Below are 20,221 nucleotides of genomic sequence, written 5' to 3' on the forward strand. Positions count from 1 at the left end.
TTAGATTAGCAAATCTAACAAGTTAGATTAGGCTAACAAAATAATTATAACATAATTATTAGACACGGCTAATATTTAATAAATTTGTCTTATGATTTCACAGACCGAAGAGAATTACTTAAAAGCATTGTATAACCTCACTTACCTAAAGGGTGATGCGAATGTCAATGAAATAAGTAAAAGGCTCGACATCAAGATGCCCACAGTAAATAGTATGATGAAAAAACTAGCCGACAAAGGTTTCGTTCATTATGAAAGCTATAAACCATTGCGGTTAACTGAAGAAGGAAAGAAAGAAGCCGCCCTTATTATCCGGAAACATCGACTTACTGAAATGTATCTGGTTGATAAAATGGGGTTTGCCTGGGATGAAGTCCATCAGATTGCTGAACAGATTGAGCATATCCATTCGCCCGAATTTTTCAGTAAAATGGATGAGTTATTGGGTTATCCGACTGTGGATCCCCACGGGTCGCCAATTCCCGATTCTAATGGGGTTATGCCTTTGGAAAACTATGTGTTTCTAAATAGTTGTAAAGTAGGTGATATAGTTACATTAATGGCGGTTCAGCCATCTTCAAAGGAGCTTTTACAATATTTGACAGCGAAAAATCTCGAGCTCGGTACGACTTTAACAATCAAATCAATAGAACCGTTTGATGCTAGCATCACAGTGGAATACAAAGACAGGCCAACGGAAGTGCTAAGCAGCAAAGTCACCGCAACACTACTTGTACGCCCTATCGCCTAAACTAGGAGAGAATGAGATCCAAATGTTATTTTTTGAAATGAAATCTACTGTTATTTCTCTTTATTAAGAAAAAAAATATTAGAAACAACTAACAAAAATAAGTAAATATTTAAAATGCTAAACCCGGAGAATCTATAGAAATACGATAAATTATTAGTCTCTACAGTTCAACTATCAATTTGTAAAAATTGGGCGTTTATTCTTCAATTTGATACTTGATTGGTTGCCCGGTAGCAATCTCCCGTTCCAATATCTGCTCCGGAGAAAGATGTTCCAAAAACATAATCAGCGCCCTCAGGCTATTGCCGTGCGCAACAACGAGTACATTTTTACCTTCTTTCAGTTTGGGTGCTATAAAACGTTCATAATATGGAATAACACGTTCGTATGTATCTTTCAGGCTCTCACCTCCAGGCGGAGGCACATCAAAAGATCTGCGCCAAATATGCACTTGTTCAGAACCATATTTTTCGGCTGTTTCGGCCTTATTCAAGCCCTCAAGCTTTCCATAACCTCGTTCATTCAAAGCAGCGTCTATAACAATGGGGATGGGAGGATCGCCCATTTCATGCAAAATAATACTTAACGTATGCTGCGCTCTTATAAGTGTCGACGTATACGCTATATCAATTGGTTCATTTGCCAGAGCCAGTCCTGCCTGCCGAGCTTCCTGTTGTCCCAATTCAGTAATATCAACATCTTGCCATCCCGTAAAGCGATTTTCCAAATTCCATTGCGACTGTCCGTGCCGGACTAAAAAAAGTTTTGCCATTATTTATCCAAAGTTTTTCTAAACGGTCTCTCACTACGTACCCAACATCATATATAATAGCGATACATTCCATTTTGTTTTATTTATACCATTTAGTCCCGATCAAATCACCTAAACCTAGGATCGAAGTACTTCAAAATCCAACGACAGATCCTTTAGTTAAAACAATATACTGACATATTCAGTTCCCCTATTATTTGTATAAACTTATCGGTTATATCCGGGAACAGCAACTAATTTTAGGGTGAAAACTATCCTCATTACCAGAACTAAAAAAAATAAACACCTATAAATCAATCAAATAAAACAACATAAATTATTTAACATATTTTAATTCTACACAATGTAGAATATATTCTATATTTGTAGTATGAATAAATTATCAGCTACGGAAGAACAATTGATGGGCTACATCTGGGACATGAAAAAAGCTTTTATGAAAGATCTTATGGAAGCGTATTCTGAACCTAAACCAGCGCCAACAACTGTTGCTACATTATTGAAGAGAATGACTGAAAAGGGGGCGATATCTTATGTGCTTTATGGAAATTCGAGAGAGTATTATCCACTAATTGATAAAGACAACTATTACTTAGCACATGTAAATGATATCGTAGAAACCTACTTCGACAATTCAGCATTAAAATTTGCTTCTTTTTTCACTAAACAATCTCAGCTGAGCAAAGAGCAATTGGAGGAACTGAAAAATATAATTGATTCCGAAATTAAAAACAAAGAGACATGATGCTATATATTGGAAAACTGATAGCCTGTTCGGGTTTACTCTATCTTATTTATTGGTCAATACTACGCAACCAAAAACTACTGATATTCAACCGTTTTTATTTACTCGGGATTATCCCCCTATCTGTCGTCATTCCATTGGTGCAGATCGTTGTCCCATTTGATATTTTCAACTTACTGAACGACAGAAACAGTGATGTTACCCCTGCGGGGCCGATCATTAAACAGCCCGCAACAGATTCAGCACTCTTCAATAATTATCACGTCGATTGGTACGATGGCGCTCTGCTGATTTATGTAATTGTCACTATTGCATTACTTCTGAAACAGGTATGGTTATACCGCAAATTCCTTTATTATATCCGAAGTGCCACACCAACCGATGAACAGTCCATTTATTGCATACATGGCTTAAAAACACCATTTTCCTTTTTTCAAAAAATTTATGTTCCCAAAGAGGCCTACCAACAGCGCGGTATTGATCAGTCAATTATAACGCACGAACGGGCCCATTCCAATCAACGCCATTCGATGGATATACTTTTTATGCAGATTTTGGGTATATTTTTGTGGTTCAATCCCTTCATTTATCTCATTCAAAAATCGATCCGACAAACCCATGAATACCTTGCAGACGATGCCGTAGTCAAGATTCATGAAAAGTTAAGATACCAACATTTGATTATCGAGTGGAGCATGTCCACCCCTGATATAAACACATTACCGGCCAGTAATTTTAATTTTTTAACAACAAAAAAACGATTAATTATGTTACAAAAAAGAACAACCCGAAGTAAACTCTTGCTAATGCCCGGGCTTACTTTATTACTGACAGTAGCGATATCTACGTTGTTTTCAACACATGTGGAGGCACAGAAAACAACGCCGACCACGACAAAAAAAGCAGCAGCTGCCAACACCGCAATAACGCCGCCTGCATCAAAGCAACCGGACGCTCCTAAAACTAGTGGAAGATCTCCTAAATCACCGACAAAGGAAATGGCTCCGCCAATGATATCCCAGCGTAGGTCTTCTTCCCAACAGGAAGGTAATGTACGTTTCCCGGAACCTCGAAAAAAACCTGCCCCACCTCAAAAATCACCCAAAGTAATCGAGGAAGTAAGTGTTGAACAGGTCAAATTTGCGGAACCTCAAAAAAAATCTACTCCATCAAAAAAAACTTCGGCGATAATTGAAGAAGTGCAAGTAGCACCTAAAATTGAGGAAGTAAGGGTCGAAGATATTCAACTGCGTCAACCAAAGCGGATCAATCTTTCCGCCAATGTCAGTTCAAATCAAGATCAAAAAGATATTCAAGTTAAGGAGGAAACGCCCGCAAAGATCGTCCTAAAAATGAAACCCGAAGTAGAAGTAAAATCTGTAAATAAAAAATAAATAGCAGAATTCTTCGGAATACAATAAGAGGAATACAATTCCTCTTATTGCGTTATGTCTACTCCTCACGATTACTCACCTATAAACCAGAATGTTGTTTAGATTATCCAAAATTTAATGTACCAACTCTTCTTATAGATATTGATATAATCTAAAATCAAGTTAAAAATAAACATCAGCATTTTCCAGAATATAATTAAGGATTGAATTCGGGTTTAAAAAACGACAAATTCTACTATAGTTTATTTTTAAAGCAATCATGTCCAGCTAATGATCCTTAAAAACGGCGGAAAAAGTTACACCCATCTAGGTGAAATGAATGTCTACCGGATGCGCTCTTCTATCATTGACAAAGAAAAAGAAGCGGAAGATAACTATTGATCGTCATCGCAAAGATTGTTTTCTAATCATCACTGGTGCTCAAAAGAGCATGACGACGGAGGTAGAAATACCTCCGTTTTATTTTTTTCATCTTTATATCATCAATATTCGAACAAGCTCCAAAAGGGTACGACGTCAAATTCCCGCTATAGCATAAGCCTATTCGACGAGGCTATCCCCAGCAAAAAATAAAAAACTTTTTTATTACCTTAGATAAATAAATCGAACAAGAAAACAACTTGTTTTTCATTAACTATAGTTCACATATATGAAATTATATGCCTTTGTTTTGGGAGTAGGCTTACTTCCGGCCGTAGGATTATGTCAAAAGACCGTCACCCCTGGTAGCAGCGATATCAATACCAACTATATAAAACCGGAGAAATCACTGTATACGGTATATTATGTTAAAGATAATACCTGGGACAAACAAGGATCATTGACCTACGATATCGTAGCGGCCAACAATCAGCTGACCTTAACCAATACCTATGTTCCGAAAGACAATGCCTGGACTTCGATCCGCACGACGATTGCCGACGCAAAAACACTTCGGTCCATCAGCTACTCGAGCGATGGCAAGGAAACAAAAGTAAACCTCAACTTTGCAGAAACAATTACAGGTAATTATTATTCGAAGAAAACTAAAAAGGAAAAAAAGATCGACTTACAGCCAACTAGACCTTTTGTAGATTTTAACTGGACAGATCATCTGATTTCAACTCTACCTTTAGATCTAGGGTATAAAGCGCGCATCCCGCAATTTTATTACAATAGTGATTCCAACATTTTTGTCGAAGACTATACCATCAAGGAAGTAAAAAGCTACAGTTATGGTTCCCCAAAAACAGGTAAGCACGACAGTTGGCTGGTTACACTTTTAGAAGAAAGTACCGGAGCCATCTACAATTATGTCATCGATAAGAAAGATCGCCGATTATGGCAAAGGGAAATGTCCATGGGAAACGGAAAGTGGGAAATTACCGTAAACGAAGAACTGGACTATCAACCTATTAAAAATAGATTCAACAAAGAACAGGCTGCCCAGCAGGTTTCTCAGGGGAGCAGTGTTATTATCGGGACGGCTTACGCACGATCTAGCTCCGGAAAAAAACTTGGCGGGCTCGTGAATACTGCCAAAAAGCAATATGCTCCAAAAGGGACAGAAATTACGCTATTCGCCAACTCTGCTTATTACGAAGAATGGCTGGAAGTCAATAAAAAGATCCGAAAACAGAAAAAGGTCCAGGAAGTTCCATTAGACCCTGATTTTGGCTATGCTGTTAAAAAAGCAAAAGTGTATGATGATGAGGGGCGTTTCGAATTTGCAGATCTCATGCCAGGTGCATACGTGATTATGGCGAGCTTCGATTTCACCAATTCTTACAACTATTCCTATGTATCAGGCTACACCAATTATTATAACTATTGGGGTTATACAGGTTCCACGACAAATTACGGTACGGCAAGATCATCTTATGTCGACAAAGCCAATGTTGAGAAACACGTTACCATCGACAAAGACGGTGAAAAGAAAGAGGTAAACTTAAAGGAAATGTAATCCTAAAAATGCCCTTAAACAAACTCGTTTAACGGCATTTTTATATTTTTGAGATCTATTCCTAAAATGAGAAGATCATCTATCCATTTACTTTTTTCGAAGTTCAATATAGCGGTCTATGCTAATGGGAAAGTTATCGGCAGTACGCAGTAGAAAACAGGCAGCCGCTCCTACCCAGACTGAATAATCGAACGTCGATTTAATTCCTAACGAGAGGGTCATCACTATCGCAAAGCTGATCAGTAGAATCCCGGCAACAAATGCAGTAAAACGCAACTTATAGCCGATCAGCAGTAGGATTGCTAAAACAACCTCTAATAATGTTGCACCGATAGCAAGTATATTGCCGAAAGATTCGGGCACAAAAAAATTAAGGGTATTTGAATAGGCTACAAAATTGGCCCAATTTCCCCAGGAAACATGTGATGCCCCCGGTGCCCCCCACACCCCAAAACGATCTGCAACAGCAGACAAAAATGCTGTCGATACAGCTATACGTACAAAAAGTTGATTATACATGGTATAAATTATATAAATATGGTGTAAACGATATAAATCAAATTTAAGAGAACAAAAACAGTCCAAACTTAAACCAGTTTAAGAAACTTGTTTCAACCATCCCATACCGACAAAGCCCCTCCTCATTGTCATACCGCTGTTGTACCTTCACTTCCACGCTCATCGTTCGGCGATCACCTGTGGGTAAATCCATTGCACAGTTAAATCAATAAGGCTGCCAGCACGTGGGTGCTGTACAGCCTTATACATCAATTAATACGAATAAGAATTTAATATCATGTGTCTACTCCATTAAATGATAACACACTGTTATAATGACGACCAAGATGCTCAATAGTCCCAATGGAAATAAAAATTATAAACAAAAGCTAAGCATCGTCATAAGATGATCGATCTATCAAAACTGCATTGGTTTACTGTTAAATCCCCACAATAGTGATATCGCGTGTCAACAAGCCAAAGTACAATACTATATTTCAATCTGCCTATAGAAAATTTGCTACAGCTGCAGCGTTAATTCCTGCTGCTGTTGGTTTCTAAAAATTAACACCTTCGGCTGGTCTGCGTGTACATGCTTTTTAATCGCTTGTTGCAAGTCTATTAATTGATTTATTTTCTCGCCCTGGTAATTCAGTACAACATCACCGACACGCAAACCGCTTTTATAAAGATTGCCTTTTTCATCCAACTGGAGTAGCAGCACGCCGTTTATCGAGGGTAGGCCCGCAGCCGACTGCTCTCCCAAAGTCTCCACTGATTTAAATAAGCCCGACTTCCAGGCCCATCTGCTCCCCTGTTCCTTTGCTTCGGATTGGATCAACTGAGGTATTTCAGGACTAGCGGCAAGAGTTTTAAGTCTTTTACTCATAACCCCGAAATGCAGCATGTCAAAATTTTTAAAATCTTGATCGTTCCAGTTCTTCAATCGGAAATCACCATGTGCAGGATCCGTAAAGTTCAATTGAATAACACGACCATGTTTTTCTATGCCTTTCGCCCGATCTTTGTCTAGGTCATCCTGCCTCCCGTAGATATTATGGTCTACCTCTTCCCCCCAATACTTGACCTGTATATCCTGATGGGACTCCATCACAATATTATTACGGAATACATCGTGACTATTCTGAAACCAGACATGCGGATGAAAACCATTGTTGATCATCACGTTGTTATACACTTTGCGATAAAATCCTTCTCTTAGTTTTAGTCCCCCACTTAAACAAAGATTGTTGTAAATTTCATAGTTGGAAGATCCGTCGTCCAAATCAATATCCCAACCGTGATCACAGCGAAATCTATTATCATGAATTTTGGTTGTTTTGACTGCATCCAGCAATATTAAATTGGGATGTTTCTCCGTCAGTTCATCCATCTCCTTTCGATTAGGATGCCAAAATCGGTCGCGACCCCATGAGTTGAAGGCTCCATGATCGCTGGTTTCCAGGACTGTATTAAAAACATCATTGTAAGCTATCTCATGACCGCCCCAAGTACCATCACCTACATTAATACCTGCTCGAGGCACATCGTAAATGGTATTGTGCAAAATTCGTAAAGATTCAGCCATGGAGACCTGTACACCGGCGACTTGTTTTTCGATCAATCCAATGTTATGAATCAGATTGTCACTCGCCTCACAATCCATAGGATAATTATCGGTTTTTGGCCCTTTGATGGTATCCATTTGGGCAAACGGAACAAATTTTTCATATCGAAATTCCGGTGAGCGTACCGCCGCTGGATCTCCTACAAAATTAATCGCTCCTGCACCGATCTGTTCAATCCGGTTGCCTTCGATTTTGACCCCGCGATTGTAATTATTAACAAATATTGCATTGCCGCCCAAAGCGATAAAATCATTCGCGCGGAAAATACAGTTTTCCGCACCTTCAATCTTTACCGCTCCCTGTCGATCGATCGTCCAATCACTACGTAAGAGCGGTTCGCTTGTTTTCATAAAGGTAGGAGCAGTATACATGAAGCGAAGGCCACTAACCTCAATATCATGCACTGGGCTGGAAGATGAACCTGAAAGATGGATTAGATTTTCCAATTGTGGTGCTACAAACTTTAGCTGGTTGGGATCAACTCCTTTAGCAGGCATATAATATAATAGTGCTTTCTCCTCATCCAAATACCACTCCTGAAAGGTATCGAGTTCTTCAAAGATATTTTCTACAAAGCGATAGGTCTCGTGCATTTTGCTGGGACGATTATTTTGCTGTCCACCTTCAAGTGTAACTGTTGATAAGCCATCTTTTCCGGTAATCTTATAATGGAATCCTCCCCAGCGACCAGCATGCAAAGCATGTACAATTCCCCCCTTAGGGTTTTTCCATGTTGCGACACGTTCGGGACTTAATGCATCTGCAGCATAGCCTTGAAATGGCAAGACAGTGGGATCGTAGTTTGGATAACGTGCCCGGACAAGATGCTTATCATTAGCATATAAACTTTGGACGTTTACTCCTCTTGGGACCTTAGCCTCCCAAATACCATGATCGCCCTGTTTCCATTTGAGGTTAAGCGATTTGGCACCACTCAGTGTAACTTGTGCTCCATCCTCGGCTTTAATCCGCAAGGGTTGCCTTCTTGTACCCGATATCCCAGCAGACAATTCAATCGGTTTATCCAGTTGATAGGTGCCTGCCATAAAGATGATTTCGATGCCCGGTGTATTTTTCCCTTGTTTCTGTTTTTCTACTGATCGCAGTGCGGCCTCAGCTGTGGCATAGGGACTTCCCTTAGTTCCTTGGTTTCTATCACTTCCTTTTGTACTGACATAAATACGTTTGACCGAGCCAGACTGTTGCCCACGCACGCTAAGCGAAGTGACACCGGTAAGGCCAATAAATAATAATTTTGGAAATAGCATACAAGATATCTTCATAATTTTAATCGTTCATATAGTTTTAGCTAGATTACATCGACTATAAACCCGCTATATAGTTAGGTCTATAAGACCATAAAAATAAAGTCGTTTGCTATGCACAAACGACTTTATCAGTTCGTGTTTCATTCGATCAGGTTAATATTTCACAAAACAATAGTATTTCGGCGAATTAACGAACGGTCTATTGAATCACTTCACTGATCTGTACCTCTGGCGTAATATTCGTATACTTTGGGAAATCTTCGGCAAACTTTTTCCCATTTTCTTTTAAAGGATCCTGATAGGCCGCAACAGAATCAAAATACAAATGGCAAATGGCCAAATAGATCGGACCTTCTGCTGAGCTACGTCCCGAAAACCCTTTATCAATGGTTACGCCTTTCAGTGCTTTACCGTAAACTTTTTTGACAAGCGCAATATGTTTAGGGAGATAATAATCCCAATCAAATGTCTTTCCAGGTCCATTGCGATAAAAGATCGATACCTTGATCATCCCCTTTTTATGAAAAGGTGGATCTGCCTTTGCATTGCACTGAAACCCCAACAGCATGGTTATCAAAACCATAACTAAAATGATCTTTGTTTTCATATTTGTTGATAAGTAAGATTAAATAACACTCTTTTTTCCAAAAACATTTACCATGATTCAATAAACAGCTAATATTGCTTAGATTAGTTCTTTTTGCGCTCTGCGGCTGCTTTCAACAAAATATCTTTACTAGCAACCGGCACATTTCCGTCAGCATCAGGTCCAATATTGAGCAACAAATTTCCACCTTTTTCATTTATCTCCCGTAGCTTAGTATTTACTTCTGTAGGAGATTTCCAATTATTATCTGATTTTTTATATCCCCAAGAATTGTTCAGGGTATAACAGGCTTCCCAATCGTAATCCAGTAACGCTCCAGGATGTTCTTGTTCAGGCGTTCCAAAATCTCGCTTAAATTGATCACGCTTTGCTACGCGGTTATTAATGATAAGAGAGGGCTTCAATTTGCGTAGATATTGATAAAGATCTTCTCCTGCGGCCATATCCCACCAATTCACCCAGTCCCCATCAAACCACAGGATGTCAGTATCATACTTAACAACCAATTCTTTCAATTGATTTTTCATGTATTGAATATAAGCGGCTTTCTGTTCTGGCTTAATGAGGATCTGGCCCCAATCTCCTTTACCATTGGGATCGACATATTGCGAATCGTGATGCCAATCGATAATACTGTAGTAGGTACCAAATCTAATCCCAGCTTTCCTACAAGCTGTGGACAGCTCCCGCACGAGATCTCTTCCTTTCATTGGCGTCGAAGCTATATCATAATCTGTATAGGGGGAATCCCACAGACAAAACCCCTCATGGTGTTTGGTCGTCAGGACAATATACTTCATTCCGGCATCCTTAGCCAATTGAACAATACGATCCGCATTGAAGTCCTTAGGGTTCCATGTGTTGATCAGTTCCGAATAGGCTGCCTTCGGAATATTCATTTCCGATTGTATCCACTCGGCATATCCTTTAGTTGAATTCCCTTTATACATCCCTCCAAGTTGACTATAAAGTCCAAAATGAATAAACATTCCATATTTTGCTTCCCTAAACCAATGCATTCGTTCATCAAAATCCTTTTTGGACTCCTGTAAATAATTAACTTGGGCGTTTCCCATGTTCATAAACAACATGGCTATTAGAGAAAGAATACAATGCGTTGCTTTTATCATATTTATATAATTGGTTAATCCAACAAGCTCAAGCGGCTGTCAAATATTCTATTGGTATCTCACGCGCATTCGGCAAATGCTAAACCATTCTGCTATTGCAAAATAAATATAAAAAATATGAACAACACTTTTTATTTATTTCAAATAAGTTACGCTTAGCGTACAGGTCTATACCTGTCACAATTTTATAAAAAATAAAAACTTCCAAAGCAGCTTATCAAACAGTCTATCTGCTATGAAATTTAATATAAATTCTTTCCAAAAAGGATTTATATTTAGTAAAAATATCATTAAAAACCATACTATAGATTGAAATTATGAGTTTAAAGACCTTAATCACAAAAAGCGCAGAGTATAACAACTGGGTCGTTAATAAATACATCAATTGGCTGGCTGATAAATCGGATGACCAACTTAACCAAGAGGTACCTTCAAGCTTCCCGACCATTTTGAAAACTTTAAACCACATCTTGCAGACACAGGAATATTGGTGGAGCCACATTGCAGAAAGCAATGATTTTGATTTTGAAAAAAAGCGAACCACAAAAGAAGAAATATTTGAAGCACTAAGAAGAAGTTCAGTTCAACTTGTGGATTATATACACAAGCTATCTGAGTTGGATCTTGAAAAAAATATCAAAGTGGAATCACCATGGTTTCAATGCGACTTCACGAAATATGAATACATACAACAGCTGATCCTTCACGGAACATATCACAGGGGACAGATCGTTACAATGGGCCGGGCTATTGGAATAACGGATGCCCCAATGACAGACTTTAATTATTGGAATATTTATAAAGATCAACAATAGGGATTGGAGCAACGCCATGGACCAAATTACCAGTAAAGTACAGATCCGAGAAATTGTCGCAGCGGCGAAACAGCAAGGGCAGCAATCCGGTATTGAATGCCTTATATTAAGCTTACAAGAGTGTTTACTGAAAAAGAAAGTACGATTTCCACTTCTGGAGTTCGCGGCCAGGGAAATTATGCTATTCGTGCCTGAGGCCGAGCAATTACACTTGACAGATCGTCTCATTGCCACAACAGAAATGGGAAGTTATGTTTTAACGGGAATAATTCTTCAGCAACGTCTCACCGAACACTTTGAAGAATCTATCCATAAAGCCTGCACCTATATAACCATGGGCAATCAATGGTACGTATGTGATATCATCGGCGAACGCGTACTTGGTCATGCGCTGTTGACTTCACCTAAAAAAGCAATACCATTATTAGAAGAATTAGCTCATCATCCTGATAAATGGATTGTCCGTACCATTGGTGTAGCTACGCACTATGCTGTAAAAAAGGGACTACCAGCCACATACGTAGACATTTTGTTGAAGCTGTTGGTTTCACTATCCAATAAGACAGATTTCCACGTGAAGAAAGGAATTGGCTGGGGGCCAAAACAATCGCAAAGTTTCACCCTAAGCTAGTTGCTTGCTACAGTAAAGTAATTGAATCGCCAGAAACTAAACAATGGTTTCGGACAAAAATTACCATTGGTCTCATTCGCCACAAATTGGGGGCTAAACAGATCCAGTAGGAAGCCACAATGGTTCATCATAACCAATGAAATGAATGCGTGATTTTCTTTGCGATAGTTATACATCAAGAAAGGCGAAGTCTACAATTAAACCGCGCCTTTCTTTATACCTTTAGTCCATATGTAACCGCGCCCTCGGTTATTGGTCTTTTTTCATTGTTCCTTTTTCACGAAGATTAATATGCCAGCTAAAAGCCTCTTCTAGCAAATGTGGTGTATGCCCTCCCCTTTCACAAGCGCGGTTATAATAGTCTGATAGCTGCTCCTTATAATCGGGATGTACGCAGTTCTCAATAATTACTTTCGCTCGCTCACGAGGCGCTAAACCACGCAAATCTGCCAAACCATAATCTGTTACCAAAATATCGACATCATGTTCGGTATGATCTACATGAGAAACCATAGGAACAATATGAGAAATTGCATCCCCTTTAGAGGCTGCCTGTGTAACAAAGATGCTCAAGTAAGCATTGCGTGCAAAGTCACCCGATCCACCGATACCGTTCATGATATTTGTTCCCGACGTATGGGTAGAATTTACGTTTCCATAAATATCAAACTCTATAGCTGTATTAATTGCTATAATCCCCAAACGTTTGATCAGTCCAGGTGTATTGGAAATGTTCTGTGGCCGCAATACAATTTTATCACGGTATCGATCCAAATGATCGAACACTCTTGAATAACACTCTTCCGAAACAGTAATTGAAGAAGCAGAAGCAAAATCCAGTTTTCCAGCATCGATAAGGTCAAAGGTACTATCTTGCAACACTTCAGAAAACATCGTTAGATTACGGAACTTACTATGTATAAATCCGGTCAGAACAGCGTTAGCTACTTTTCCAATACCCGCTTGGAGAGGCATCAAGCTTTCTGACAAATGACCTAACTCTACTTCATTTTCGAAAAACTGTAAAATATGCTTCGCTATCGCTGTAGTTTTGGTATCCGGTTCAGCAATATCGGCTGGGCTATCAAGCTCATTCGTAAACACAATTCCCACCACCTTGCTTGCGTCCAAAGGAATAGTTTTACGCCCAATTTTATTTTCTGGAGCTACAATTGGAATAACATTACGGCGAGGGTAATCTTCCGCTTGGTAAATATCATGTATCCCTTTAATAGTCATCGGTATCGCAGTATTTACCTCCAAAATAACCTGCTTAGCCAATGCAGCAAAAGTAGCCGAATTTCCCACAGAAGTCGTTGGAACAATACTTCCGTCTGATTCTATTGCTGCTACTTCCAAAACAGCAATATCCACCTGAGGCAAATTCTTATTGTGCAGCAATTCGGCTGTTTCGCTTAGATGCTGATCAATAAACAGCACATCTCCAGCATTAATTTTATTACGTAAAATACGGTCTACCTGAAAAGGCATCCGCTTAGATAGTGCTCCCGCTTCCGCCAATTTACCATCCGTTCCATGTCCCAACGAAGCCCCGGTAATCAAGGTTATTTTCAATGGATCCACTTTTGCACGTTCAGCCAAGGCAGGTAACACAACCTTACTGTCTCCAGCCTTAGTAAAACCACTCGACCCAACGACCATTCCGTTTTGAAATAGTTTAGCAGCTTCTTCCGCTGTAATCACTTTATTATGTAAGCTTTGAACTTTTATTCTTTCGTAAGCCATATTGTTATAGTTTGATTTTATTCCATTATTGTAAACTTAAGAAATTGAAACCTATATATTTCCCTTATTGGAAAAGTTCTTTGTTATATTTTCCAACCTCTTAACCAAACAATTTTAGCATTTTTTTCACCTGCATATTTATTACCATTCGACACAAAATTATCCAAACGAGACTAAAAAGTCACAACTCACTACAAATCAAAAATATACAACAAATCACAATAAAAAAATATTTTATATCACACTGATCGATAATATATATCACACTGATAACAAACAACTTACAATAATAAAGATAAAATCAAAGTAAGTAAAGACTAACTCTCCGGTCGATTAATTGCCATTTTAACGTAAGCATACACTCACTTTCAAGAAGTAAAGGTGGGGTATAGTAAAAAAGTCTTACCTTTGTGGTATAGTATTATAGGTTAAAATGAATACACAAGATATAACGACAGATGCTAAATATGTCAACCGCTATTATATGACGGAAGTAGACTCATTTGAAGATAGCATTTACTGTCACCACGCTATTATTGCAGAGAATCATATTTCCGAACACTGCCACGATAAGGACCAATTTTTATATACAGAAGGTGGTGTCGTATTTGTTAAAACAGAGGAAAAATCATATTTTCTACCTGCCCGTCATTATTTGTGGATTCCTGCTGGCATAAAACATAGTATTCATCCAAGTACCCCTGAGGTCGTTATGCGTAATCTGTACTTTCCCAAAGCCAATAATGATGCACCCTTCTACAGTAAAATGGGGATTTATCCAGTAAATGATCTTTTGATAGAGCTGATTATGTTTACCAACCGCTGGAATGGCAATATATTTCCGGTCGAAGAACCTAAATATAGTATCGCTACAGCATTTAAGCTTATCCTGCCGGAATTATCGCTACATGAGCTTCCATTGGCCTTGCCTTATCCTAATCATCAGAAATTAAAGGATATCGTCACTTACCTCGAAGAGAATATAGAGGAAAATGTCAGCTTTAAAAAACTTGCCGGATTATTTAACATTAGTGAACGTACATTAGCCAGACTATTTCAAAAAGAATTAAATATGTCTTTTATCCAGTACTACACGATCCTCAGAATGCTAACCGCTCTTAAGCTCCTTTTAGACGAAAAACTAAGTGTAAATGAAGTTGCACTCAAAGTTGGATACAATAGCCTCCCCACGTTTAGTAACACATTCAATAAGGTCGTCGGTATCCGTCCAAGCGAATATGTCAAACAAAAAGAATTGCTTATTTAAAAATGTTTACCTAATTTAGGTCAATAAACCTAATTCAGGATGAAATTCAAACATATCATTTATAGTGCTGGAATTTTATTGCTTAGCACTTCTTTATTTGCCAAATCTCAAGATAAGAAACCCAAACCCATTCAGTTATTCAATGGGAAAGATTTGAAGAACTGGACCCCAAAAATCAGAAACCACAAAGTTGGGGATAATTACAAAAATACATTTCGTGTAGAAGACGGTTTACTCAAGGTAAGATATGATGGTTATGATAATTTCAATTTTCAGTATGGCCATCTCTTCTACAATAAAGAATTCTCTGCTTATTTGTTGCGTGTCACTTACAGATTTGTCGGTGAACAGGTAAATGGTGGCGAAGGTTGGGCTTGGCGTAATAGCGGAGCCATGCTACATGGACAGAATCCTAATACTATGGGTGTGGATCAAGACTTTCCGATATCTATAGAAGGGCAACTGTTGGGTGGAAATGGCAAGGACGAACGGACCACAAGTAACCTTTGTACACCAGGCACAAACGTTGTGATCGACAATAAGCTATTCACACCGCATTGCATTAGCTCAACATCAAAAACCTATGCTGGAGATCAGTGGGTAACTGCTGATTTTTTGGTCTTGGGAGACTCTCTTGTGCAGCATATCCTTGAAAACAAGGTCGTATTACAGTATAATAAACCCCAAATTGGTGGCGGCAATGTAAGTGGTTTCGATCCTAAAGTGAAAAAAGATGGTCAGCTTTTAAATAAGGGAACTATTTCACTTCAGAGTGAGAGTCATCCCATTGATTTCAAAAAGGTGGAACTTTACGATTTAGAACCTTACATGAAAGATCCCAACAAATTGAAAAAGATCATCGCTGAGTTACTTCCAAATTTGCAGCAATAAATACAATGTAGGTCAGTTTTAAAATAAAAAAGCATCGATATCCGATGCTTTTTTATTTACCATTCGCTTGGAAAGAGAAATCCAAAGTATATAACATAAAGAAAAGGGATACAGCGAGCTGTACCCCTCTATATCTGTACGAAAAGCTTACGCTAAACCGTTAACAAATTTTGTTAACTTAGATTTGTTGTTAGAAGCTTTTTTCTTGTGGATCACATTTTTCTTTGCCAAACGATCAAGCATAGAAATTACGCGTGGTAACAATGTTTTTGCTTCTTCTGCAGAAGTAGTGTGACGTAATTTTTTGATTGCGTTACGTGTAGTTTTTGCTTGGTAACGGTTTCTTAAACGTTTAGTAGCGTTTGCTCTAATTCTTTTGATCGCTGATTTATGATTTGCCATTTTTTTTAGCTAATTTTTATTCAATTTTTTCTTGTAATTCGGACTGCAAAAATAACACCTTATTTTCAATATTCAAAATCTATTTTATTTTTTAGGTTTAGTATATTTGCGACATGCAAAAATTATCGATGGATGAACTTCAACGTACAGATGTTGAATCGTTTAAAAAACAAGAAAAAACTCCTATCACAATCGTTATGGACAATGTACGGAGCATGCATAATGTGGGCTCGGCCTTCCGTACTGCAGACGGATTTGCTATTGAAAAAATACACTTGTGTGGCATTACCGGCACACCTCCCCATCGCGAAATCGAAAAGACGGCCCTCGGGGCAACCCAATCGGTCGCTTGGGAATACCACAAAGATACCACAGCTGTTGTTGATCAGCTTCGGATAGAAGGGTATGTCATTATTGCCATCGAGCAAGCAGATGATAGTGTTATGTTACATCAGTTTGAACCAGAAAATGACAAAAAGTATGCGTTGATTTTTGGAAATGAGGTCAATGGAGTCGATGAGAATGTCATGGAAAAAATTGATACCTGCATCGAAATCCCCCAATACGGGACTAAACATTCCTTAAATGTATCTGTCGCAATTGGCATTATTCTTTGGGATTTTATCCAAAAACGCAATTTCAATTAAAAATTTATCAATAAAGGTCACATTCCTATTCACATTGCTTCCATTTTAGAAAGCAAAATAGTAGATTTGTGTGCAAAATTTAAAGAAGAAATGAGTGTATTAGTTAATAAAGATTCAAAAGTAATCGTTCAAGGTTTCACTGGAAACGAAGGTACTTACCATGCTACTCAAATGATTGAGTACGGAACAAATGTAGTTGGTGGTGTTACTCCTGGTAAAGGTGGTCAACAACACTTAGACCGTCCTGTATTCAATACTGTGCAAGATGCAGTTGACACTACAGGAGCTAATGTTTCTATTATTTTTGTACCTCCAGCATTTGCTGCAGATGCGATCATGGAAGCTGCCGCTGCTGGTATCGAAGTGATTGTTTGTATTACAGAAGGTATCCCAACAAAAGACATGATCCAAGTAAAATCTTACTTGAGCGACAAAAACTCTCGTTTGATCGGTCCTAACTGCCCAGGTATCATCACTGCAGACGAAGCTAAAATCGGTATCATGCCAGGATTTATCTTCAAAAAAGGTAATGTGGGTGTTGTTTCTAAATCAGGAACTTTAACTTACGAAGCCGTAGATCAAACTGTAAAAGCAGGATTAGGCATCACAACAGCAATCGGAATTGGTGGTGACCCTATCATTGGTACAACAACGAAAGAAGCTGTTGAATTATTAATGAATGACCCTGAAACTGAAGCGATCATCATGATCGGTGAAATTGGTGGCGGAATGGAAGCTGAAGCTGCTCGTTGGATCAAGGAACACGGTACTAAACCTGTTGTTGGATTTATCGCAGGTCAAACAGCGCCTCCAGGACGTCGTATGGGACACGCTGGTGCAATTGTAGGTGGTGCAGATGACACTGCTGCTGCAAAAATGAAAATCATGCGTGAGTGTGGTATTCGTGTTGTTGAATCTCCAGCTGAAATTGGAAAAGCAATCGCAGAAGAATTGGCTAAATAATTAGACCATCGAGCATATAAAAAAAGGGAATCAAATTTGATTCCCTTTTTTTATACCTAATAATTAGATGACAACATTAACTAGACATTGCTTCGTCTGCCGATGGTCCATATAAGCCCGGTACAGCAATATCCAATAATCGCAAATAAACAGTCAACTGACCACGATGATGAACAATATGATTATTGACAATAAAACGTATCGCTCCAGCTCGTGGCAAACGGGCAATCTCATGGTCCCCAGCTTTAAGCACCCATTCATTAAACCAATCCGATTCGGCCATATCCTCTAGTGTTGCCTTGTTCTCTTCCAGTCCAAGAGTGAGGATTGTTTTCAACTCTTCTACTGAGGATACCTTGAGAGGCTTATAATCTACTTTAAAATCAAAATACGTCCTTTGGTATTGCCTTGTGTACCCAGTTATATAACTCGACAACATGAGCGGCCAATTCGCCCAAACTCATCGATTTTTCGTGTGGGCGCCAATCCAATTTATCGTCCGGTATCCGTTCTAGAATACGTTTGGTATTTTTTGTTTCGTGATCCAATTCGATCAAATAGCTCCTTTTGATACTCATATAAATACTAATTCATTAATTGAAAATCTTTTAATACGGTAACAGTATAGGGGAATTCCACAGCCTTATGTGCTGCCGCTCGCGCAATCTCTCCCTCTACATAGGTTACCTTGAGCGGCAAAAATGTATTGTTCAGTACATTTTCATGGAATAATGCCTCATACCAGGTGCAGGCAGCAACGAAACGTCCGTAGTTCAGATTTAGGTGATAGCCATCACGCGTAAAATGATCCCCCACAAAACTCGAACGCGCATTTTGAACAGCTGTACCCGAAGGAATCAAAAGATCGAAATTACCCCAGTTAAACACCTCTTGCGAAGTATTGGCAATAGCCCTATACATACTATCTTGGCTACGGTTATAGCGAACAAAACCTTCATGCGATGAACCGTTCTGATATGCCCAAGTTTGATGCAATATATACTTAGTTTCAGGAAATAGAATATGTTTTGTCACATAATCATATAAAGGCGGTAGATCCTTCGCATACGAATCATAATCTCCTGATAGCGGACTTGCTTGCTGAAAGCTAATATAATCCCAAGCCTCATCGATAAGCGCTTCAGATAAGCGCTCATTCGCTTTCTCGGACATTTGCCCGTCAAGATTTATTTTGCGGTAGCGATAAGCCGGCTTATCTTCTTTTGCGTTACTTACATGTAAACTTAAAGGAGCTCCCCCAATATAGAGATTGCCGATCACTATCTTTTTCTTGCCGGCTTTCGCCAATTCATATAAATTCTGTTCGATAGCATCTTCCGAGAAACTATTACCGATGGCCAATATTCGTAGCACACCATCATCTAAAGATTTATTTTGCGCATTTAATCGATTATTCTTCAAAAAGAATACGATTAAAAAACCAAAAACCAATACCTGTTTTACTTTTATCATCATATAATGCAATAACAACTAAATTAGATAATATCTCGTAGAAATACGAATGATATACCTAGAAAGGGAGATTTCCTCCCATCTGTAAGCTATCGAGATAGCAGCTGGGACAGGGGTATTTGCCGATAAAGCTTAATAATAGTATAGAATAGCTGTATAGCATGTAATTCTGAGAGCTATATCTGTAACCACTACCTGTATACTTCCCAACAGTCGGATAGCATATACAACTGCTTATTACAAGTAGCTACTGCAAGGCCATTGATATACAGCAATACGATACAGATGAAAAACAATATAGCTTGATAAGGATAGTAGCAGGACAGGATATTCCCCCAATAATTACGAGTAGTCCTTGCTGTACTTACCGATATACGGCTATAGGACACTCGTAAAAAGCAATAAGGTTTGACACGGTCAGTGAAGGCTGTAGGATTGCTGTCCACTGGATTACAATTCCCCTTGGCTACAAGGATGCTCCATACCACTGAGGACAATGAGAGTTGCGCAACAGCTGCCGATGGACAATGCTCATCGACGACCGGGAAAAGTATCCAAACGAAAGAAGCCCTTGACTGTTTCCAGCAAGGGCTTCCGTGTAAAAAAAGGCACCGACCTACTCTCCCACCTGTTACGGCAATACCATCGGCT

Annotated in this window: 21 protein-coding genes; 10 read left to right on the top strand and 11 right to left on the bottom strand. The window is 38.9% G+C overall.

Annotated features, from left to right (window positions below; genetic code table 11):
• The first annotated feature begins 91 nt into the window (after nucleotides 1-91).
• The gene (locus M2419_RS12945) at nucleotides 92-751 is read left to right on the top strand and encodes a metal-dependent transcriptional regulator (protein ID WP_182330042.1); all 660 of its coding nucleotides are present in this window, start codon (nucleotides 92-94) and stop codon (nucleotides 749-751) included.
• A 196-nt stretch (nucleotides 752-947) separates the two neighbouring features.
• On the opposite strand, the gene M2419_RS12950 is transcribed toward M2419_RS12945, so the two are convergent.
• Nucleotides 948-1,523, bottom strand: a complete 576-nt coding sequence (locus tag M2419_RS12950; RefSeq protein ID WP_182330044.1) for a 2,3-diphosphoglycerate-dependent phosphoglycerate mutase — start codon at nucleotides 1,521-1,523, stop codon at nucleotides 948-950.
• Between the two features lie 370 nt (nucleotides 1,524-1,893).
• On the opposite strand from M2419_RS12950, the gene M2419_RS12955 reads away from it, so the two are divergent.
• From M2419_RS12955 to M2419_RS12965, 3 genes are all read left to right on the top strand, one after another.
• Complete coding sequence (locus M2419_RS12955) at nucleotides 1,894-2,268, top strand: BlaI/MecI/CopY family transcriptional regulator (RefSeq protein WP_112373710.1); 375 nt, start codon at nucleotides 1,894-1,896, stop codon at nucleotides 2,266-2,268.
• On the top strand, nucleotides 2,265-3,662 hold the full coding sequence (locus M2419_RS12960) for a M56 family metallopeptidase (protein ID WP_159731941.1): 1,398 nt from the start codon (nucleotides 2,265-2,267) through the stop codon (nucleotides 3,660-3,662). The genes M2419_RS12955 and M2419_RS12960 overlap by 4 nt, the downstream gene beginning before the upstream one ends.
• Nucleotides 3,663-4,311: 649 nt before the next feature.
• On the top strand, nucleotides 4,312-5,604 hold the full coding sequence (locus M2419_RS12965) for a hypothetical protein (RefSeq protein WP_159731943.1): 1,293 nt from the start codon (nucleotides 4,312-4,314) through the stop codon (nucleotides 5,602-5,604).
• A gap of 87 nt (nucleotides 5,605-5,691) precedes the next feature.
• Here M2419_RS12965 and M2419_RS12970 read toward each other — a convergent pair whose 3' ends face one another.
• The 5 genes from M2419_RS12970 to M2419_RS12990 form a co-directional block, all read right to left on the bottom strand.
• Nucleotides 5,692-6,123, bottom strand: a complete 432-nt coding sequence (locus tag M2419_RS12970) for a DoxX family protein (RefSeq protein WP_182330046.1) — start codon at nucleotides 6,121-6,123, stop codon at nucleotides 5,692-5,694.
• A gap of 43 nt (nucleotides 6,124-6,166) precedes the next feature.
• Nucleotides 6,167-6,316: a hypothetical protein gene (locus tag M2419_RS12975; RefSeq protein WP_159731948.1), complete on the bottom strand. Its 150-nt coding sequence runs from the start codon at nucleotides 6,314-6,316 to the stop codon at nucleotides 6,167-6,169.
• Between the two features lie 306 nt (nucleotides 6,317-6,622).
• On the bottom strand, nucleotides 6,623-9,013 hold the full coding sequence (locus M2419_RS12980; RefSeq protein ID WP_159731951.1) for a PDZ domain-containing protein: 2,391 nt from the start codon (nucleotides 9,011-9,013) through the stop codon (nucleotides 6,623-6,625).
• Between the two features lie 184 nt (nucleotides 9,014-9,197).
• Nucleotides 9,198-9,605 carry an EthD family reductase gene (locus M2419_RS12985; protein WP_153847876.1) on the bottom strand — a complete coding sequence of 136 codons (408 nt, stop codon included), beginning with the start codon at nucleotides 9,603-9,605 and terminating at the stop codon, nucleotides 9,198-9,200.
• A gap of 83 nt (nucleotides 9,606-9,688) precedes the next feature.
• Nucleotides 9,689-10,735: an alpha-L-fucosidase gene (locus M2419_RS12990; RefSeq protein WP_153847875.1), complete on the bottom strand. Its 1,047-nt coding sequence runs from the start codon at nucleotides 10,733-10,735 to the stop codon at nucleotides 9,689-9,691.
• A gap of 317 nt (nucleotides 10,736-11,052) precedes the next feature.
• Here M2419_RS12990 and M2419_RS12995 point away from each other — a divergent pair, with 317 nt between their 5' ends.
• The gene (locus M2419_RS12995; protein ID WP_153847874.1) at nucleotides 11,053-11,550 is read left to right on the top strand and encodes a DinB family protein; all 498 of its coding nucleotides are present in this window, start codon (nucleotides 11,053-11,055) and stop codon (nucleotides 11,548-11,550) included.
• Between the two features lie 16 nt (nucleotides 11,551-11,566).
• Nucleotides 11,567-12,181, top strand: a complete 615-nt coding sequence (locus M2419_RS13000) for a DNA alkylation repair protein (protein ID WP_202883695.1) — start codon at nucleotides 11,567-11,569, stop codon at nucleotides 12,179-12,181.
• 249 nt (nucleotides 12,182-12,430) lie between these two features.
• Here the strand turns inward: M2419_RS13000 and M2419_RS13005 are convergent, their stop codons facing one another.
• Nucleotides 12,431-13,927: a succinate CoA transferase gene (locus tag M2419_RS13005; RefSeq protein WP_153847873.1), complete on the bottom strand. Its 1,497-nt coding sequence runs from the start codon at nucleotides 13,925-13,927 to the stop codon at nucleotides 12,431-12,433.
• A 433-nt stretch (nucleotides 13,928-14,360) separates the two neighbouring features.
• Between M2419_RS13005 and M2419_RS13010 the strand changes: the two genes are divergently transcribed.
• Entirely contained in the window at nucleotides 14,361-15,194 is an 834-nt protein-coding gene (locus tag M2419_RS13010) for an AraC family transcriptional regulator (protein WP_153847872.1), read from the top strand.
• Between the two features lie 39 nt (nucleotides 15,195-15,233).
• Nucleotides 15,234-16,085: a DUF1080 domain-containing protein gene (locus M2419_RS13015; RefSeq protein ID WP_153847871.1), complete on the top strand. Its 852-nt coding sequence runs from the start codon at nucleotides 15,234-15,236 to the stop codon at nucleotides 16,083-16,085.
• Nucleotides 16,086-16,232: 147 nt separating this feature from the next.
• Here the strand turns inward: M2419_RS13015 and rpsT are convergent, their stop codons facing one another.
• On the bottom strand, nucleotides 16,233-16,487 hold the full coding sequence (gene rpsT, locus M2419_RS13020) for a 30S ribosomal protein S20 (RefSeq protein ID WP_046671646.1): 255 nt from the start codon (nucleotides 16,485-16,487) through the stop codon (nucleotides 16,233-16,235).
• Between the two features lie 113 nt (nucleotides 16,488-16,600).
• Between rpsT and M2419_RS13025 the strand changes: the two genes are divergently transcribed.
• Nucleotides 16,601-17,134, top strand: coding sequence for an RNA methyltransferase (locus M2419_RS13025; protein ID WP_153847870.1), 534 nt, complete (start codon nucleotides 16,601-16,603; stop codon nucleotides 17,132-17,134).
• A gap of 90 nt (nucleotides 17,135-17,224) precedes the next feature.
• Entirely contained in the window at nucleotides 17,225-18,097 is an 873-nt protein-coding gene (gene sucD / locus M2419_RS13030) for a succinate--CoA ligase subunit alpha (protein WP_153847869.1), read from the top strand.
• A 76-nt stretch (nucleotides 18,098-18,173) separates the two neighbouring features.
• Here sucD and M2419_RS13035 read toward each other — a convergent pair whose 3' ends face one another.
• Genes M2419_RS13035 through M2419_RS13045 form a run of 3 tightly spaced genes read right to left on the bottom strand, consistent with a single transcriptional unit; the run spans nucleotide 18,174 to nucleotide 19,573 of the window.
• Nucleotides 18,174-18,434, bottom strand: coding sequence for a DinB family protein (locus tag M2419_RS13035; RefSeq protein ID WP_259255227.1), 261 nt, complete (start codon nucleotides 18,432-18,434; stop codon nucleotides 18,174-18,176).
• A 46-nt stretch (nucleotides 18,435-18,480) separates the two neighbouring features.
• Entirely contained in the window at nucleotides 18,481-18,675 is a 195-nt protein-coding gene (locus M2419_RS13040; RefSeq protein ID WP_200845703.1) for a DinB family protein, read from the bottom strand.
• 7 nt (nucleotides 18,676-18,682) lie between these two features.
• A complete protein-coding gene (locus tag M2419_RS13045) occupies nucleotides 18,683-19,573 on the bottom strand; it encodes a DUF4886 domain-containing protein (protein WP_227550316.1) in 891 nt (296 codons plus the stop codon).
• Nucleotides 19,574-20,221: the final 648 nt, after the last annotated feature.

Source organism: Sphingobacterium sp. BIGb0116, from assembly GCF_024808035.1.
GTDB classification, from domain to species: Bacteria; Bacteroidota; Bacteroidia; order Sphingobacteriales; family Sphingobacteriaceae; genus Sphingobacterium; species Sphingobacterium paramultivorum.

Bases quoted from the DNA above. Each gene is read 5' to 3' on its own strand.
- rpsT (WP_046671646.1), bottom strand. From the start codon at position 16,487: ATGGCAAATCATAAATCAGCGATCAAAAGAATTAGAGCAAACGCTACT.
- M2419_RS12950 (WP_182330044.1), bottom strand. From the start codon at position 1,523: ATGGCAAAACTTTTTTTAGTCCGGCACGGACAGTCGCAATGGAATTTG.
- M2419_RS12965 (WP_159731943.1), top strand. From the start codon at position 4,312: ATGAAATTATATGCCTTTGTTTTGGGAGTAGGCTTACTTCCGGCCGTA.
- M2419_RS12985 (WP_153847876.1), bottom strand. From the start codon at position 9,605: ATGAAAACAAAGATCATTTTAGTTATGGTTTTGATAACCATGCTGTTG.
- M2419_RS13000 (WP_202883695.1), top strand. From the start codon at position 11,567: ATGGACCAAATTACCAGTAAAGTACAGATCCGAGAAATTGTCGCAGCG.
- M2419_RS13010 (WP_153847872.1), top strand. From the start codon at position 14,361: ATGAATACACAAGATATAACGACAGATGCTAAATATGTCAACCGCTAT.
- M2419_RS12945 (WP_182330042.1), top strand. From the start codon at position 92: ATGATTTCACAGACCGAAGAGAATTACTTAAAAGCATTGTATAACCTC.
- M2419_RS12960 (WP_159731941.1), top strand. From the start codon at position 2,265: ATGATGCTATATATTGGAAAACTGATAGCCTGTTCGGGTTTACTCTAT.
- sucD (WP_153847869.1), top strand. From the start codon at position 17,225: ATGAGTGTATTAGTTAATAAAGATTCAAAAGTAATCGTTCAAGGTTTC.
- M2419_RS12975 (WP_159731948.1), bottom strand. From the start codon at position 6,316: ATGGATTTACCCACAGGTGATCGCCGAACGATGAGCGTGGAAGTGAAG.
- M2419_RS12980 (WP_159731951.1), bottom strand. From the start codon at position 9,013: ATGAAGATATCTTGTATGCTATTTCCAAAATTATTATTTATTGGCCTT.
- M2419_RS12955 (WP_112373710.1), top strand. From the start codon at position 1,894: ATGAATAAATTATCAGCTACGGAAGAACAATTGATGGGCTACATCTGG.
- M2419_RS13005 (WP_153847873.1), bottom strand. From the start codon at position 13,927: ATGGCTTACGAAAGAATAAAAGTTCAAAGCTTACATAATAAAGTGATT.
- M2419_RS13040 (WP_200845703.1), bottom strand. From the start codon at position 18,675: ATGAGTATCAAAAGGAGCTATTTGATCGAATTGGATCACGAAACAAAA.
- M2419_RS13045 (WP_227550316.1), bottom strand. From the start codon at position 19,573: ATGATGATAAAAGTAAAACAGGTATTGGTTTTTGGTTTTTTAATCGTA.
- M2419_RS13015 (WP_153847871.1), top strand. From the start codon at position 15,234: ATGAAATTCAAACATATCATTTATAGTGCTGGAATTTTATTGCTTAGC.
- M2419_RS12990 (WP_153847875.1), bottom strand. From the start codon at position 10,735: ATGATAAAAGCAACGCATTGTATTCTTTCTCTAATAGCCATGTTGTTT.
- M2419_RS12970 (WP_182330046.1), bottom strand. From the start codon at position 6,123: ATGTATAATCAACTTTTTGTACGTATAGCTGTATCGACAGCATTTTTG.
- M2419_RS13025 (WP_153847870.1), top strand. From the start codon at position 16,601: ATGCAAAAATTATCGATGGATGAACTTCAACGTACAGATGTTGAATCG.
- M2419_RS12995 (WP_153847874.1), top strand. From the start codon at position 11,053: ATGAGTTTAAAGACCTTAATCACAAAAAGCGCAGAGTATAACAACTGG.